This is a genomic window from Niallia circulans, from assembly GCF_003726095.1.
Taxonomy (GTDB): domain Bacteria; phylum Bacillota; class Bacilli; order Bacillales; family Cytobacillaceae; genus Niallia; species Niallia circulans_A.
The window spans coordinates 250357-266309 of sequence record NZ_CP026031.1 but is presented as its reverse complement, the minus strand read 5'-3'; the positions used below and the strand labels follow the sequence as shown (position 1 = coordinate 266309).

Genomic DNA, 15953 nt, shown 5'->3' with positions numbered 1-15953 from the left:
CTCTCTTCTAAAACAAACTTCATAACCTTATTATATCTTTTTATAGAAGTTGCTAAAAAAAGAGGCACATTTAATATGAGTATGTGCCTCTTTTATCCTCCTATAAACCTATCTTATCCCCAAATCTCTTTCGCTACATCTACAATATATTTTAATTTATTCCATTGTTCTTCTTCTGATAAGATGTTTCCGTGATGGGTTGAAGCAAATCCACATTGCGGGCTGATACAAAGCTGTTCAAGGGCAACGTATTTAGAAGCTTCTTCTACACGTGCTTTGATTGCTTCTTTATCTTCTAATTCACCAGTTTTTGATGTGAATACACCTAAAACTACTTGTGGACCTCCATTTGGTACAAATTCAAGTGGCCTGAATCCACCGGAACGCTCATCATCATACTCCAAGAAGAAACCATCTACTTTTTCTTTTGCAAAGAAGCTAGGAGCGATTTTATCATATGGACCTTCAAACGCCCAAGTAGATTGATAGTTTCCACGGCAAAGATGTGTTGTTACGATTAAATCTTCTGGCTTTCCTTCTAGAACACCATTCACCACACGTAAAGCTAGGTCAATTAATTCTTGTCTTTCTAACTCACTTTTTGCAAATGGCAGCTTTGGAGCACAAAGTCCTGCAATATATACATCATCAAATTGTAGATAACGGCAGCCTGCCTCATAGAATGCTTGAACAGCATCACGATAAGCTTGGATAATATCATTTGCATAATCTTCAATATCCGGATAGATTTCTTCATTACGGATACCCGCATTGAAAAATTGGTTTGGACTTGGAATGGTCATTTTTGCAACGGCACGATCGCCCACAATCTCATAGAATTCTTTAAAATCTTTTAAATGAGGATGATCAGGATTAAAAGATACTTTTCCTGTTACTCGCACATCGTAAGCTTCCGTTTCAACCCCATTAAATTTATAACCATGGTCTGGTACATAGCCTTCTACTCCTGTTAAATGCTCCATGAAATCAGTATGCCAAAATCTGCGGCGGAACTCTCCATCCGTAACGGCTTGAAGACCAACCTCAATCTGCTTGTCCACAATACGTTTAATTTCTTCTGTTTCTACTGCACGTAGTTCTTCTGCTGAAATAACTCCATCTGCAAACTTCTTTCTAGCATCATGAATAGATTGAGGACGCAGTAAACTTCCTACGTGATCTGCTCTAAATGGTGCTTTAATAATCGTTTTTGTCATTTGAATCCCTACCTCCGTAAAATTTCTTCTCTCTCTTTAATATTAGATTTTTCAGAAATATGTATATATTTTTATGTATAGAAAAATCTAACTTGTGGCTTTCACACCGCTAGAATCCATAACTTGTTTAAATGTAACATGAAAACAAGCCGATGGAAACACGAAAAATTTAAACTCTTGTGATTATTTAAACTTTTTTTAAGTTATTCTACACTATTTCCAACAAGATTACTAGCCAATAAAAAGGAAAAAAATAGACACAAACTATTATTGGACCGAATAGTTTGTGTCTATTTTCCTCTATATTTTTTACTTTTTAATATTTAAATCATGATGCAATGATTCAGGTGGAATGGGATTGAGAGGAACTTGCCCCTTTGGAACTGGTTCTTTTACATACACAAAATCTCCTGTTCCATCTTGGGCACTACCTGTTGCCCAGAGACCTTCTGAAGAAGCATCTCCTTCTGATAAATTCCAGAATTCATACGCTTCTGGCTGAGATTCTTTTTCTGCTTCCGGAGGGAAGGTTGCTGGAACAACTACACCATTTTTAGCTTCTAATTCCTCGATTGCTGCTAGCCATTGATATTGGTGGTAACGATCACGAGCTAACATTTTTCTAAATGTAGCTCTTACTCCTTCATCAGTTGTCATATGATACAATCTTGCTACCTGTAAGCGTCCTTGGCTTTCTGCATGTAAATTTGAACGCATATCTGCTAAAAGATTTCCACTTGCGACAATATACGATCCATTCCAAGGTACCCCATTAGAATTAGTTGGCATGCCACCCAATCCACTTACAAGTAGATGTTGTGGATTAATTCCACCCATAATGGCTGCAACTGCTGGATCTTTCGCTGCTTCAGCCTGATCCTCAGGTGATGCACCATCTAGAAGCTGACTGATTAGAGAGCAAAGCATTTCAACGTGACCAATCTCTTCCGTTCCTATATCCATGAGCATATCCTTATATTTTTCTTCTCCGCGACAATTAAAACCTTGGAAAAGATATTGCATCATTACGGTCATTTCACCGAATTGTCCTCCAAGCACCTCTTGAATTTGACGTGCTAACATTGGATCTGGTCTGTCCACTTTCACTTCAAACTGTAATTCTTTTTGATGACGAAACATGACGCTATCTCCTCCTTGACTTTTCATATTGCTGTTCGATTAAGATGTACCCCGTCTTCAAACTTAATAAACAAAGAAAAAAATTTTAATATAGTAAATACTTCTACACAACACTATCAAAATAATTCCATTTTCCCTTAAGCTTCTATTCGCATAAATTTAGTTGTTTTCAACAAAAATAAGCCCTTTCGCTCAAGTAAAACGCTTACATTTAAGAAAAAAGAACCATTGCGATTCTTCTATGAAGTTTTTACACTATTGTTATATTGAAAAATATATTATTTTCAAGGGGGAAAGTGAATGAGTAATTTGGCCAAAGATGCAAAAAAGCAATCTCCGCCTTACGATTTCGTACAAATTGCCAATAGTTCTAAGTTCAAGCAATTAATGTCCCAAAAGAAAAAATTTCTAATTCCTCTCACCGTCTTCTTTTTACTCTTTTATTTTATGTTACCAATTTTGACTTCTTACACAACTATTTTAAACAAGCCTGCTATCGGATCGATTACATGGACGTGGGTGTATGCATTTGCACAGTTTATCATGACTTGGGTGTTATCCATGATTTATGTTCGAAAAGCAATGAAATTTGATGAATTAGCTGCTGACATTGTGGAAGAAAACCAGATGGAAGGGGCTAACAATAAATGAGTCCAATCGCATTAATGTTGTTTGTCATTATCGTCCTCATCACTCTTATCATTACATATTGGGCAGCTAAAAGAACCAATACAACCAGTGAATTTTATACTGCTGGCGGGGGATTAACAGGCTGGCAAAATGGCTTAGCCATTGCAGGGGACTATTTATCAGCCGCCTCCTTCCTCGGAATAGCAGGTGCCATCGCGTTAACTGGTTTTGATGGATTTTTCTATTCGATTGGATATTTAGTTGCTTATTTAGTCGTTCTTTATATTGTTGCAGAACCACTAAGAAATTTAGGAAAGTATACAATTGCTGATATGATAAATGCCCGCTTTGATCAGAAAAAAGTGCGTGGTGTAGCCGCATTAAGCACGATTACCATTGTAATTTTTTATATGATTGCTCAATTAGTTGGAGCTGGCGCCCTTATCCAGCTATTATTGGGAATCGATTATTGGCTTGCGGTTTTAATTGTTGGCGTCATGATGACTATTTATGTATTATTTGGCGGTATGACTGCTACAAGCTGGGTTCAAATTATAAAAGCTGTCCTTTTAATGCTTGGAACAGTTGTTATCTCCTTTCTTGTTCTTGCAAAATTCAACTTTAATATTCTTACGATGTTCGACGAAATCAAAACACTTACACCATTAGGAGAAAACTATATTAATCCCGGCGTGAAGTATACCAACTCTCTCGATACTATTTCTATGATGGCAGCACTCGTTCTAGGAACTGCTGGTCTGCCGCATATACTAATGCGCTTCTTCACAGTAAAAGATGCGAAAACTGCTAGAAACTCTGTTGTAACAGCAACTTGGGTTATAGGCATTTTCTACATCTTAACCATCTTTTTAGGCTTTGGAGCTGCTGCTTTTGTAGGGGCTAGCAACATTGTGGAAGCAAATGCTGCGGGCAATATGGCAGCACCATTGCTTGCTCACGCTCTTGGCGGTGACTTTTTAATGAGTTTTGTCTCGGCGGTAGCATTTGCGACCATTCTAGCAGTTGTTGCAGGACTTGTATTATCAGGTGCCTCAGCCTTTGCCCATGATATATATGGTCAAATAATCAAAAAAGGAAAGGTTACCGAAAAACAGCAAATGAAAGCAGCTCGTTATGCTTCGGTTGCAGTAGCCTTGCTATCCATTATCCTTGCACTTTTTGCTCAAAAAATGAATGTAGCCTTTCTCGTATCCCTTGCATTCTGTGTAGCAGCCAGTGCTAATTTACCAGTTATCATTTTTACAATCTACTGGAAAAGATTTAATACAGCCGGCGCTATATCAGGCGTAGTAACAGGACTACTTACGGCGTTAGTGTTGGTTGCCATCAGCCCAAGTGTACTTAATCCTGTACCTGGTGCTGCTATTTTAACTGGAACGGCTATATTCCCGTTAACAAATCCTGCTATCATTTCCATTCCTGCAGGTTTTCTCGGTGCAATTATTGGGACCATCCTCTCCAATAAACGAGATGAAAAGAAATACGCCGAGGTTATTGTGAAAGCAAATACGGGTATGAAGTGAAGAAAAAAGACTGACTTTCTATAGCTTAAACGTTAGAGTAGAGTCAGTCTTTTCATTTTCCGGGAAATAAAATGACAAAAAGCGCCAAAAGTCGATTACTTTTCAAAGCAATCAACCCTTCACTGCCCCTCGACTATATCAGCAAACTCCTCTAATGTGGTAGAGTACTTAACATACTTACGCGGTAACAGATAGAGTTCATCCTTTATTCCCTTTGCACTATAGAATTCTGGTGTTGTGGTTAGCCCAAAAGAATAATGCTTCTTGACTTCCTCCATTGTCTTAGAATCAATATTTCCATAAGGATAAGAAAGGGCAATGACTTTCTTTCCTGTAATTGCTTCGATTTTGTCTTTCGAATCTTTTAGCTCATGTTTATAGTCTGTTGTTTTCACCAAATCAGGATGTGTTGCTGTATGGGATTGAATTGATAGAAAACCTGAACTAGCTAATTCTTTCAACTCTTGATTAGATAACCTATTGGCATTTCCGATAAAATCTGCTATAACAAACATCGTTGCTGTTGGGGTAAAATCGTCTGTTTTTATCTTTCGAAAAATTCCCAACACTCTTACATTATTTTTATAACCATCGTCTAACGTAATAAAAATTGGCTTTCTAACTTTATTTATATCCTGCCATTTTTCAAAAGTTAACGGAGTAAAACCATGATCTCGCAAATAAATCATTTGCTTTTCAAAATTTGCTGGAGTCACATATAATTCTTTTGAACCTTGTCCATGGAACTCTTCAATGGAATGGTAAACCAAAATAGGAATCTTTGTTTGTGCAATCACCATAGAAGGTAGAAAGGGAATTAAAAGAATTAACATCATTACCGTTTTTCCCATCATACAAACCTCATTTTAACAAAGTATTATGGAGGAAAGTTATCTCAAAGAGAGATAACTTCCTTTAAATTAATGCATATTATTATTCATATTCATTTGCTGCTGCATCATTGGAGCTCCTTGTGCAGGTGCAAATCCGTTTAAGATATTTTGCATATCTTGAGCAGCTAGCTGAGGAACTTGATAATAATGATGCTTGTTTTGGTATAAAGATACTTCATAAGCCATTTCCAAACAGTTCGGAATAGAAGCTGCAATAACTCGACGTACAACCGGATTAGTTGTTTCAGCTGCTGCCATTGTTTTCATGGAAGCAGAAGCTTTTAATGCACTAAGCATTGCAACTGCAGCTTGCTGATCACTCATTTCCGTCACATTTTGAATTGGCTTTGCAGGAGGCATCTGGGTCATTCCAAAGATGAAATCATTATTTTCTTTCATCATATATGGTTCAGTTCTCTTTGCAGGAGGTTGTCCAGTTTGAAAACACTCTAATGTTAAATTGTACTCTTCTTGAATAAATTGATATTGTCTGTTTTGAATATCTCGTAATTCTGGATCCTGAATATGGTTTCCTAACAATTTATACAAATTCATTGTATTTATTGCTCCAACTAGTACTTCATGAACATCAAACATTTCATGTCCGCCATGATTCATCGCTTGTGGAACTTGACCTGTTTGTAGATTTTGGTGTACTTGCTGTCCGTTTTGCAACAATATAATCTCCCCCTGTAAATGGATTTTAAACAACAGGATTAGTATGGTGAACGTTCTGGAAACTATACGCTTAAAAATTGTTAATAATCGACAATGATAGAACTATTGCTTTGTTAATTTTTACTAGAGACTAAAGGTTTTAAAAACACTAAACCATGGATTTTTTTCTTTCTTTTTATCCATCCTATCACTAGGAGGTGTCAAGATGCCTAGAAATCAAGTTCAAGTAAATGTTGATCCAAATATGGATGGTCCACGTGAAGGGGTAATGGCGGACGCTGATGGAGATCAGTTAGGAATAAGTAGAGATACAGAAGTTGAAACAACAGCATTTCATGTCAAGCAATTAAAAAAAGATCCTGAATTAACAAAATTTAATCAGTCTTTTAAAGATAAATGATAGTAACACGAAAATTAGCAATTGTATGGAGGAAAAAATGAATAGTTATTTGGATACGATGGTCACTAAAGTGAAAGATTCCATTATTCAGGCTGCTGATTCGGTTCGAAAAGGTTTTTTCACCTTAACGGGTGAAACTTCTCTGTCCGTTAATGAACTGGCAAAATATATAAAAGAAAATAAAGAAACAAAAACAGAAAGAAAATATTTATTAGGCAATTATTATTACTTCAGTCACTTACAAGAGAATGGTATTCGTTATTATTTAGAAACAAATGGAGACTTCATCTTACAATTGGATGCGAGTACAAAAGATCATGTATTGATCGCCTACCGTTCTTACAAGGACAAGCTTTCTATAAATACTCCCGTGAAATTTCCAAAGATACAATAACAATGTTTAAAAACAGGAAGGGTTTACGCTTCCTGTTTTTAACTATACTTCTTATTCAACTTTTCCTTCCCAGCTTTGCATACCACCAATGACATTTACTACACGATATCCATTTTTATTTAATATTTGAGCAGCCTGACTACTTCTTCCTCCCGATTGACATACCATAAAATATTCTTTTTGTTTATCTAATTCATGCATTCTAAATTCAATAAGACGCAAAGAAATATTTATCGCTTCAGGAATTTTCCCTGTCGCCACTTCCGCTGGTTCCCGAACATCAATAATCGAGACTTTCTCTCCACTCTGCAATTTGCTATTTAATTCCGTTGTTGTTATTTCTTTCATTTCATTTACCCCTTCCCTCGAAAAACTAATTTTAGATAAATAAATTCACATTGCCATCCTCTGCTTCAGCCAAATAGGCAGCAACACCAGCATAATCAATCCCTTTTAACAGCTCTTCTTCTTTTAATCCAAGTAAATCCATTGTCATCGTACATGCGACAAGATTTACCTTCTGTTCCTGCGCCATTGCTATTAATTGTGGAAGTGTCATTGCCTGATGCTGTTTGCTAACATGTTTAATCATCATAGGACCAAATCCTAAAAAATTCATTTTGGATAGCCCCATTCTATCTGCTCCTTTTGGCATCATTTTTCCAAAGAGCTTTTCTAACAATCCCTTATTTACTTTTATATTTTCTTCTTTTCTTAAAGTATTTAATCCCCAAAAAGTATGAAAGATAGTAACTTCATGATCGTAAGCAGCTGCCCCATTAGCAATTATATAGGCAGCCATCGCTTTATCATAATCACCACTGAATAACACAATCGTCGTTTTCGTTGCCATATTATCTCCTCTCTTAATTACCGTTACCCCTACGGGTATATAATCATCTAAAATTATAAGCTCTACTGGTTCTAGAGCTTTTTATCTTTGTTCATTATCTGCTTTTGACTAACAGATTTACTGCTTCCTTAATCACATCATCCATTTTTTCTCCGTTTTCCTGGGCTTCTACCACACAGTCAACTAAGTTAGTGCTCACAATAACACCCATTGTTCGATCTACTGCTGAACGAACAGCTGATAACTGTGTAATCACTTCCTTACAATCTTTATTCTCTTCCATCATTTTCAGAATTCCTCTTAATTGTCCTTCCATTCGCTTAACTCTATTTTTTAATTGATCATTATATTCCAAGAAAATACCCCTTCCATTTGCTATATTTTCAGTTAGTCACTATTATCCTACATTATACATGATTTATTGATCATTATTATAGCCTGTCAAACTAGCTGAGGCGAATGTATAGCAATTGTAACTAAAGAGAATTCTCTATTTCTTTATTTTTTCTTAATCCAAAATTTAATAGTAGAACCTACTTGTTCCATTTTTAAAATTTGATGTCCTACCTTTTTTGTCCATGCTGGCAAATCACTTAATACCCCTCTATCTGTCGCTTGCAACTCTAGCACTTGCTTACTCTCTAATTGATCCATCCCTTGTTTTAATTTCACAATTGGCATTGGACAAGTTAATCCGGCAACATCTAGTACAGTTTCAATTTGAAAGCCTTCGTCTTCTCTTATTTCTTCATTTGTTTGATTGCTTTCTTCCGTTCTTTCTACCTTTTTTGTATACGCAAAAGCTGAGGAATAGGTTTTCCAGCCACCATCAACGTTTTTAACATTAAATCCGTTATTTTTTAATATTCTACTAGCTAAATATCCTCTTAAACCAACTTGACAGCTTACATAAATCGGTTGATCTTTTGATAACTCATCCATTCTCTCTCTTAGTTCACCTAATGACATATTAAGTGAACCTTCTATATATCCAAACTCTCTCTCTACACTTTCTCTTACATCCAGTAAATATCCACCATCTTGCACAATCTGATCTACCTCATGCCATTGGATTTGCTCTAATTCTCCATCTACAATATTCGACGCCACATATCCTGCCATATTTACAGGATCCTTGGCAGATGAATATGGTGGTGCATATGACAGTTCTAGATTAGTTAGATCTTCTACACTTAAATTACCTTTAATTGCAGTTGCAATGACATCAATCCGTTTATCGACACCTTCTCTTCCAATTGCTTGTGCCCCATATATTTGTCCTGATTCTTTATCAAATATCAATTTAAACGTAATTGGAGAACTTTCAGGATAGTAGCCAGCATGTGAATTAGGGTGAATATGGACTACTTCATAAGGAATTTCCCATTTTTGGAGTGTTTTTTCATTATTCCCTGTAGTAGCTACTGTTAAGTCAAATACTTTGACAATTGAAGTACCTAATGATCCTTCATACTTCTCTTTTTTTCCCATCATATTATTAGCAGCAATTCTCCCTTGGCGATTTGCTGGCCCTGCGAGAGGTATCATTGTTTTCTTTCTATTGATATAGTCACGAACTTCAATAGCATCCCCAACAGCATAAATATCTTGATTAGAAGTTTGTAATAAGTGATTTACAACAATACCACCTTTTTCTCCAATTTCTAGTCCTGCTTGTTTGGCTAACTCATTTTCTGGTCTCACTCCAATAGATAGAATGGTTATATCTGTTTGCACTTCCGTCCCATCTTCCAGTACTATAATATTTCCATTACCTTTAAATTGTTTTACTCCATTACCTAAGATAAGTGTTATCCCGTTTTGCTTAAGATGTGTTTGTACAGGACCTGCCATTTCCACATCAAGTGGACCTAACACTTGATTCCCCTTCTCCACAATCGTTACCTTCATTCCACGGGCAACTAAGTTTTCTGCCATTTCTACACCAATAAATCCGCCCCCTATAATGACAGCACTTTCTGGTGCGTTTTGATCTACAAAGGCTTTTATGCGATCTGTATCTGGTATATTTCTTAGTGTAAATAGTGATTGATGGTTTTCTATACCTATTATAGGGGGAATAATTGGTCTTGCTCCTGGTGAAAGCAACAGCTTATCATAAGTTTCTTCGTATATCTCTTCTGTTTGTAAATTTTTAATCGTGACTTTTTTATTATTCGCATCAATCGATATTGCTTCACTCTGTACTCTAATATCCAATAAAAACCTTTTTGACATTCCTTCCACTGTCTGTACGAGCAACTTACTTCTGTCTTTAATCGTTTCTCCAATATAATAAGGCAGCCCACAATTAGCAAAAGAAATGTGCTCTCCTCTTTCAATCAAGATAATTTCTACTTCTTCACTTATCCTTCTTAATCGTGCAGCAGCTGTTGCGCCACCTGCCACACCACCAATAATAATTACTTTCTTCCTCATAATATAAGATCCTCCTTATATACCTATACGGGTATTTTTTCTGATAAAAATTATACCCCTAGGGGTTTATAAAATATTATAGAGAGCAAACAAACATAAGTAAAGAAAAAAATGCTGGGTATTATAAATGACTCTTGTTTTTCTTATAATTAGTAAATTTTAGTGGTCTAACTATTAGCGCTTTTCTGTAGCAATTCTTCAAATTCTTTTCTACGGAACTTTCATAGGAAATAATACATAATGGCATACCGAAATATTCCTGTATGCCATTGATAATTTTAATTATTCTTATTTTAAATGGTTAATAAACCGCTCCACTTCCTCTTCTTTTGTTGCCCAAGAGGTGACAAGCCGAATCGCAGAATGTTCCTTATCAATTTTCCCCCATATGTTGAAGTGATAATTTTTCTGTAATTCTATAATCTTATCGTTAGAAACAATCGGAAAAACCTGATTAGTCGAAGATTGGGTTAAAAAACGATAACCTTTCTCGGCTAATGCTGTCATTAGTCTTTCTGCCAGCCTATTAGCGTGTTCAGCCAATTCGAAGAAAAGATTATCCTTAAATAGCTCATAAAATTGGATTCCTAGCACTCTGCCTTTTGCCAGCATTGCTCCTTTTTGCTTAATATGATAACGGAAATCCTCCTTTAAGGAATCTTTCTTTAACACAAGCGCTTCCCCCATCAATGCTCCATTTTTGGTACCGCCAATATAAAAAGCATCCAGAAGTTGAGGTAAATCACTTAACGTAAGATCATTGTCTTTGGCACAAAGTGCTGACCCTAAACGTGCTCCATCCATATAGAAAAGCAATTGATTCTTCTGGCAAAATTCACTTAACTGTTTAAGCTCGCTTTTGGAATAAATCGTTCCAATTTCAGTTGAATTGGATATGTATACGAGTTTTGGCTTTACCATATGTTCATCTGTATGCTCATCAAGTACCTTTTGAATTAGACTTGGTGTTAACTTGCCATTTTCCGTATCAACTGTAAGAACCTTATGACCAGTGGCTTCGATAGCTCCTGTTTCATGAACAAAAATATGTCCAGACTTAGCGGCAATGGCTGCTTCATGTGGTCTTAAAAAGGCAGAAATGGCAATTAAATTAGTTTGCGTTCCGCCAACTAAAAGATGAACATCTACCTCCTCACAATTCAGTTTTTCTTTCAATATTTCAACTGCTTTGTGTGTAAAGGAATCTTGCCCATATCCTATTTCTTGCTGCAAATTGGATTCTAGCAATGCTTGTAAAATTCGTGGATGTGCTCCTTCACTATAATCATTATTAAAACTATACATGGACATAGCCTCCTTTTTAAAAATATTTTCTCACAAAAAGATTCGTCTTGTCACTAAATGTTTTGGCAATTGTCCACTTTATCGCGGTTGTCGAATAACTATATGAAAATGGTTGGCAAGGCTTCACTGAGAACTGTGTGGATTTTCAAGAGGAAGCATTAATAGCCAGCTAGCTACCAAAATTAGAAGTATTATCTCATCACAACAAATAAAGGGATTATCACTTAATTTTAAGTAGTAATCCCTTGCTAAAATATTATTTTGATATAAACATTTTCGTCCAATAGTTACCATTTTGGTAATATCCTACACCGATTTGTGTAAAGTTTTCACTTAGTATGTTTGCTCTATGACCGCTCGAATTCATCCACGCTTGAACTACTGTTTATGCGCTTGTTTGACCTTGGGCAATATTTTCTCCAGCTGCTTTATAACTAATTCCGTATGCTTTCATCATATCAAATGGCGATCCGTATGTTGGACTTGTATAACTAAAGTACTTTTTTTGAGCCATATCCATCGATTTATCTCTAGCAACTCTTGATAATTCCCAGTTTTCCGTTAAAGCAGGAAGTCCATTTTTTGACGTTCTATATTGCAAAGTCGGATTACTTCCCGTTCTACTGTTTTAATGGAATCAATATTGGGGATAGTCAATTTTTGATTTGGATAAATTAAACTAGGATTTGAAATCTGTGGGTTCGCAGCAATAATCTCTGTTAAGCCAATTTGATATTTCACCGCAATTTCCCACATCGAATCTCCATTTTTAACGATATATGTATCAGCAAATACCATCGTAGGGAGTGCTATTAAACAAAAAAAAGTAACCATTGCTATTATTTTCTTCATTTTACCATTCCTTCTGAATAATAAGGTGCGCACAAAATTTCGTTCTTATCCTTTCGTCCATTATTTTTTTGCTTTCTTTCCCTTTTTTAAATACAAAAAGCAGAAGTTAGCTATACTCCTAACTTCTGCTATCTATTTATTTATTCTGCATCTGCTTTTTTTCTGCGAACGATGATAGAAAGACAAACACCTGCTGCTAAAATAACTATCCCAATCAGTAGATATGTGCCATTATTAGTTGCTGTATTTGGCAAGGAATTTTTTGATTTTCCGTTATTATCAGCCTTCTCACCGTTATCTCCTTTATCTCCCTTATTATCAATGGGATTCTTATCTGCATTAACTGGGGCTTCTTTATCTGGTTTTTCTGGAACTTCAGGATCTGTTGAATCCACTGGATTTTCTGGATCATTGGGCTCTTTGTCGCCATCATCCGGATTTCCGCCTGTCTCTTTTTCATTTTTTATGACAATAGTAGTAAGTGGCTCAAGTGTTATTTTTTCTGCTGTTAAAGTGAAGCCACTTTTCTCTTCAACAGAATCTTTACCTGCTTCATCATTATCCACTACTACTTTAAATTCGGTTAAATCTTCACTTAATGTCAGCTCCCTAGCTTTTGTATCACCATTCATAAATACATAATAGCTGCCTGTATTGTCTGTTGACTCATTTTTATAGGCAATAATAACATCTTCTTCCTGTATCTCTTGTGCATCAATCATGGTTACATTAGAATCGACTAAACTCTTTTCACCTAGTCGAAAAGCATTGCTTGATTTTCTTAATTCAATTAATCCTTTTGTATATTCCACCGTTTCATTATTTATTGGATATGCTTCCTCATTGGTGGCTTTGGACCAATCAAACATATTAATGGCATCAGATGAATCATAGGAATCATGAACAAAGTAACCAAACACATTGCCATTTTCATCTGTAAAAGCATCATATTTTTGTTCTGGAATTCCCTCTCCTAGCCATTGCTTGGTTCTTCCATATTCTTGTCCTGCATGTAAAAATGCCGTGCCTTGTGAAGTCAGAATCAATGAGTTTCCAAGGCGAATGCGTTTATGAATTTCTAGATCATTTTCTGGAATGGCTGGATCTTTTTTCAAAGCTTTCGCAATAATATCGTAGAGCGGCAGATTATCATGTGCTTCAATATATTGCACCATGTCTCCTGGATCATCTGCTGGCGTATTGGATGGCTGTGCTTTTATATTATTAAATATCGTCTGAATATTACGAGCTCCGCCAGTGATAAAGCGCGGCTCTCCTTCTGAACCAAAACCCGATTTTAACTCATTTCTTATTTCATCAGAGAAAACACCGACATCATCGGTTTTATCCATCCAATCTTGGTCTGCACCTTTTCCTGCCAAAGATGGGTCTGCTAAATGACCAGAGAACGTCCTCCACCCTTCTCCAATAAATAATGCATTGGGATTGATGCCTTTCGCTTCATCATAAGCTTTTTGAACAGCTTCATAGGTTGCATCCCCCATCATATCCCATCTCATGCCATCGATTTTAAATTCACGAAACCAATATTTCACTGAATCTATCATTAGCTTTTCCGCCATTTTATGATTTGTAGCTAAGTTATTTCCAAATCCTCCCACAAACTTACCATTACTGTCTTGGAAAAAATAATAGTCTGGAACAATATCATTTAATAGACTAGCATTGGACATATGTGTATATACAACATCTAGAACCACTCCCATGCCAGCAGCATGAATCGCATTAATTAGCTCCTTTAATTCTTTAATGCGCAGCTCTGGATCTTTTGGATTTTCAGAATAGGCACCATCTGGTGAGAAATAGTTATGAGGATCATACCCCCAATTATATTCATTTCCTGCTGCCGAATACGCTAATTCCCTTTCTCCCATTCTCGTTTCATCTCCCCAATACCAAGCATTAACTGGCAGGAGCTGGACATGGGTAACACCCAAGGATTTTATATAATCCAGTTTATCAATAAATGCTTTATAAGTTCCAAAGCGACCATTTAAATCAGTCTCAATGGTTGGATCAGAAGTAAAGTCACGAATATGAGCTTCCCATATAATCGCATCTTCTCTTTTTTCATAACCATCGATGTTAACACCACTAAAGTTAGCTGGGTTGGTTTGACTTAAATCAACAATGGCCGCCTTTCCTACTGTATCGCCATCACTGCCAACTTTTCCCTCTGTGTTAACAGTAAATGCTGCCATTGATTTAGCATAAGGATCTAAAACTTTAGATACTTTTCCATCATTGGTTACTTCATATTGATAATAATATCCTCTTGTGTCGTTGATGCCGAGCTCACTCGCTTTCGCTTCAATCCTCCATACCCCTTGATCCCCTTGTACTAAATCTAAACTGCCGATTTTCCTTGCTGCATCATTTTTATCATAAAAAACAGCGGTTACCTTTGAGGCTTTCGGTGCCCATAATTTTAATGTTGCATCTTTATTATGATAAGTGGCCCCTAAATCATTGCCCTCATAAAAGTAATTTTCATCTAACATTTTCCACCCAGATTTAGCTGTAACAGATCTTCCTTGATAAGAGATTGTAAAAGGCCCCTTTTCCGCATCATAAATACCTGTTATTTCCACTGTGGTTTCATTAATAATTTTCACTGCACGAAAATCTATTACTTCTTTGTCCTTATCTACAATAGATAATGCTTGCGCTATTTCCTCTTCCACAAGTCCTTTTGTACTGGAAAAAGTTAATTGGATGGTTGTGTCAGACAATAGTTCCCCTGATACTAAATCAGTTGGGGATTCCCAGTATGGTGAAATATACACTTGATCATCTTCATTTTTAATCCACAAATGATCGTATTCTTCCAATAATGCAAATCCTTTGTCTCCAGCTATCTTTTCACCATTTTCACGGTTTACAATAAGAAAGCCAATTTTTTTAGCATTCTCTTTCACTTTTATATCAACATAAGCACCATAGCGATCATTCTTTTCTAACGCTACGGCATCAGTTGGCCAATTAACAGTAGGTGATTCTACATCTTCCCATAACCACACCCCTAACTTATCATAGTTTTGGTCATCTCTTTGATAATGAATTCTAACTGTATTGTCAGCCAGCTCTACCGGCTCAAATAGATGAACACTATCTGAACCTTCTTTAATCCATATTTCATTTAATGATGGATTGTTTATCGTAACTGACTTATCTCCACTCTCTTTCTCTCCATTGGTTCTGTTTACAACAAGAAAGCTTACCTTTCTAGCATCTTCTTTCAAAGGGATATCAATATATGTACCATACTCATCTTGATTCTCTTCTTCAAACGCTGCAGCACCTTGTGGCCAATTGGCAGTTGGCGATTCTACATCTTCCCACAGCCATAACCCTAGATCCTGATACTTGTTCTCCTCATTTTGATAATGAATTCTTAATGTGTTTTCAGGTATGTCTTTTCCACTTGTGTTCTCTGCTTTTACGTTCATTTGATTGAATAAGAAGCCTCGTGTCGTGAACACAAGAACAAATATCGTTAGAATAATGAGTAATTTCCTTAACCAGTGATTCATTCCTGTTCCTCCTGTTTTAAATGTTTTAAATGTTTTAAGCAACTTAAGTCTTTT

The 15953-nt window shown here is 36.2% G+C and carries 14 protein-coding genes and 1 pseudogene; 4 read left to right on the top strand and 11 right to left on the bottom strand.

Annotation, left to right across the window (positions count from 1 at the left end; translation table 11 throughout):
* Positions 1 to 113: 113 nt before the first annotated feature.
* A complete protein-coding gene (locus tag C2I06_RS01210; RefSeq protein ID WP_123257301.1) occupies positions 114 to 1217 on the bottom strand; it encodes a 5-methyltetrahydropteroyltriglutamate--homocysteine S-methyltransferase in 1104 nt (367 codons plus the stop codon).
* 309 nt (positions 1218 to 1526) lie between these two features.
* Entirely contained in the window at positions 1527 to 2357 is an 831-nt protein-coding gene (locus C2I06_RS01205; protein WP_095332145.1) for a manganese catalase, read from the bottom strand.
* Between the two features lie 300 nt (positions 2358 to 2657).
* On the opposite strand from C2I06_RS01205, the gene C2I06_RS01200 reads away from it, so the two are divergent.
* The gene (locus C2I06_RS01200) at positions 2658 to 3008 is read left to right on the top strand and encodes a DUF485 domain-containing protein (RefSeq protein WP_095332143.1); all 351 of its coding nucleotides are present in this window, start codon (positions 2658 to 2660) and stop codon (positions 3006 to 3008) included.
* Positions 3005 to 4531: a solute symporter family protein gene (locus tag C2I06_RS01195; RefSeq protein WP_123257300.1), complete on the top strand. Its 1527-nt coding sequence runs from the start codon at positions 3005 to 3007 to the stop codon at positions 4529 to 4531. Before C2I06_RS01200 ends, C2I06_RS01195 begins: the two co-directional genes overlap by 4 nt.
* Before the next feature lie 119 nt (positions 4532 to 4650).
* On the opposite strand, the gene C2I06_RS01190 is transcribed toward C2I06_RS01195, so the two are convergent.
* Both C2I06_RS01190 and C2I06_RS01185 read right to left on the bottom strand, forming a co-directional pair.
* Positions 4651 to 5382, bottom strand: a complete 732-nt coding sequence (locus C2I06_RS01190; protein WP_123257299.1) for a polysaccharide deacetylase family protein — start codon at positions 5380 to 5382, stop codon at positions 4651 to 4653.
* A gap of 69 nt (positions 5383 to 5451) precedes the next feature.
* Positions 5452 to 6042 carry a spore coat protein gene (locus C2I06_RS01185; protein WP_095320305.1) on the bottom strand — a complete coding sequence of 197 codons (591 nt, stop codon included), beginning with the start codon at positions 6040 to 6042 and terminating at the stop codon, positions 5452 to 5454.
* 265 nt (positions 6043 to 6307) lie between these two features.
* On the opposite strand from C2I06_RS01185, the gene C2I06_RS01180 reads away from it, so the two are divergent.
* Both C2I06_RS01180 and C2I06_RS01175 read left to right on the top strand, forming a co-directional pair.
* Positions 6308 to 6502: a hypothetical protein gene (locus tag C2I06_RS01180; protein WP_123257298.1), complete on the top strand. Its 195-nt coding sequence runs from the start codon at positions 6308 to 6310 to the stop codon at positions 6500 to 6502.
* Positions 6503 to 6539: 37 nt separating this feature from the next.
* Complete coding sequence (locus C2I06_RS01175; protein WP_123257297.1) at positions 6540 to 6896, top strand: hypothetical protein; 357 nt, start codon at positions 6540 to 6542, stop codon at positions 6894 to 6896.
* A gap of 51 nt (positions 6897 to 6947) precedes the next feature.
* Here the strand turns inward: C2I06_RS01175 and C2I06_RS01170 are convergent, their stop codons facing one another.
* From C2I06_RS01170 to C2I06_RS01140, 7 genes and pseudogenes are all read right to left on the bottom strand, one after another.
* A complete protein-coding gene (locus C2I06_RS01170; protein ID WP_123257296.1) occupies positions 6948 to 7244 on the bottom strand; it encodes a rhodanese-like domain-containing protein in 297 nt (98 codons plus the stop codon).
* A 31-nt stretch (positions 7245 to 7275) separates the two neighbouring features.
* Positions 7276 to 7749 carry a DsrE/DsrF/DrsH-like family protein gene (locus C2I06_RS01165; RefSeq protein ID WP_123257295.1) on the bottom strand — a complete coding sequence of 158 codons (474 nt, stop codon included), beginning with the start codon at positions 7747 to 7749 and terminating at the stop codon, positions 7276 to 7278.
* A gap of 94 nt (positions 7750 to 7843) precedes the next feature.
* Positions 7844 to 8104 carry a metal-sensitive transcriptional regulator gene (locus C2I06_RS01160; RefSeq protein WP_123257294.1) on the bottom strand — a complete coding sequence of 87 codons (261 nt, stop codon included), beginning with the start codon at positions 8102 to 8104 and terminating at the stop codon, positions 7844 to 7846.
* Positions 8105 to 8247: 143 nt separating this feature from the next.
* Positions 8248 to 10188, bottom strand: coding sequence for a CoA-disulfide reductase (locus C2I06_RS01155; RefSeq protein ID WP_172860158.1), 1941 nt, complete (start codon positions 10186 to 10188; stop codon positions 8248 to 8250).
* Positions 10189 to 10476: 288 nt separating this feature from the next.
* Positions 10477 to 11493 carry a threonine aldolase family protein gene (locus C2I06_RS01150; protein ID WP_123257292.1) on the bottom strand — a complete coding sequence of 339 codons (1017 nt, stop codon included), beginning with the start codon at positions 11491 to 11493 and terminating at the stop codon, positions 10477 to 10479.
* Between the two features lie 256 nt (positions 11494 to 11749).
* Positions 11750 to 12345, bottom strand: a pseudogene (safA, locus tag C2I06_RS01145) (SafA/ExsA family spore coat assembly protein).
* Positions 12346 to 12485: 140 nt separating this feature from the next.
* Complete coding sequence (locus C2I06_RS01140) at positions 12486 to 15899, bottom strand: pullulanase (protein WP_123257291.1); 3414 nt, start codon at positions 15897 to 15899, stop codon at positions 12486 to 12488.
* Positions 15900 to 15953 lie beyond the last annotated feature (54 nt).

What these genes read in the sequence shown, in the direction of transcription:
- C2I06_RS01210 (WP_123257301.1), bottom strand. Translation starts at nt 1,217, where the DNA reads ATGACAAAAACGATTATTAAAGCACCATTTAGAGCAGATCACGTAGGA.
- C2I06_RS01205 (WP_095332145.1), bottom strand. Translation starts at nt 2,357, where the DNA reads ATGTTTCGTCATCAAAAAGAATTACAGTTTGAAGTGAAAGTGGACAGA.
- C2I06_RS01200 (WP_095332143.1), top strand. Translation starts at nt 2,658, where the DNA reads ATGAGTAATTTGGCCAAAGATGCAAAAAAGCAATCTCCGCCTTACGAT.
- C2I06_RS01195 (WP_123257300.1), top strand. Translation starts at nt 3,005, where the DNA reads ATGAGTCCAATCGCATTAATGTTGTTTGTCATTATCGTCCTCATCACT.
- C2I06_RS01190 (WP_123257299.1), bottom strand. Translation starts at nt 5,382, where the DNA reads ATGGGAAAAACGGTAATGATGTTAATTCTTTTAATTCCCTTTCTACCT.
- C2I06_RS01185 (WP_095320305.1), bottom strand. Translation starts at nt 6,042, where the DNA reads ATGAATCATGGCGGACATGAAATGTTTGATGTTCATGAAGTACTAGTT.
- C2I06_RS01180 (WP_123257298.1), top strand. Translation starts at nt 6,308, where the DNA reads ATGCCTAGAAATCAAGTTCAAGTAAATGTTGATCCAAATATGGATGGT.
- C2I06_RS01175 (WP_123257297.1), top strand. Translation starts at nt 6,540, where the DNA reads ATGAATAGTTATTTGGATACGATGGTCACTAAAGTGAAAGATTCCATT.
- C2I06_RS01170 (WP_123257296.1), bottom strand. Translation starts at nt 7,244, where the DNA reads ATGAAAGAAATAACAACAACGGAATTAAATAGCAAATTGCAGAGTGGA.
- C2I06_RS01165 (WP_123257295.1), bottom strand. Translation starts at nt 7,749, where the DNA reads ATGGCAACGAAAACGACGATTGTGTTATTCAGTGGTGATTATGATAAA.
- C2I06_RS01155 (WP_172860158.1), bottom strand. Translation starts at nt 10,188, where the DNA reads ATGAGGAAGAAAGTAATTATTATTGGTGGTGTGGCAGGTGGCGCAACA.
- C2I06_RS01150 (WP_123257292.1), bottom strand. Translation starts at nt 11,493, where the DNA reads ATGTATAGTTTTAATAATGATTATAGTGAAGGAGCACATCCACGAATT.
- C2I06_RS01140 (WP_123257291.1), bottom strand. Translation starts at nt 15,899, where the DNA reads ATGAATCACTGGTTAAGGAAATTACTCATTATTCTAACGATATTTGTT.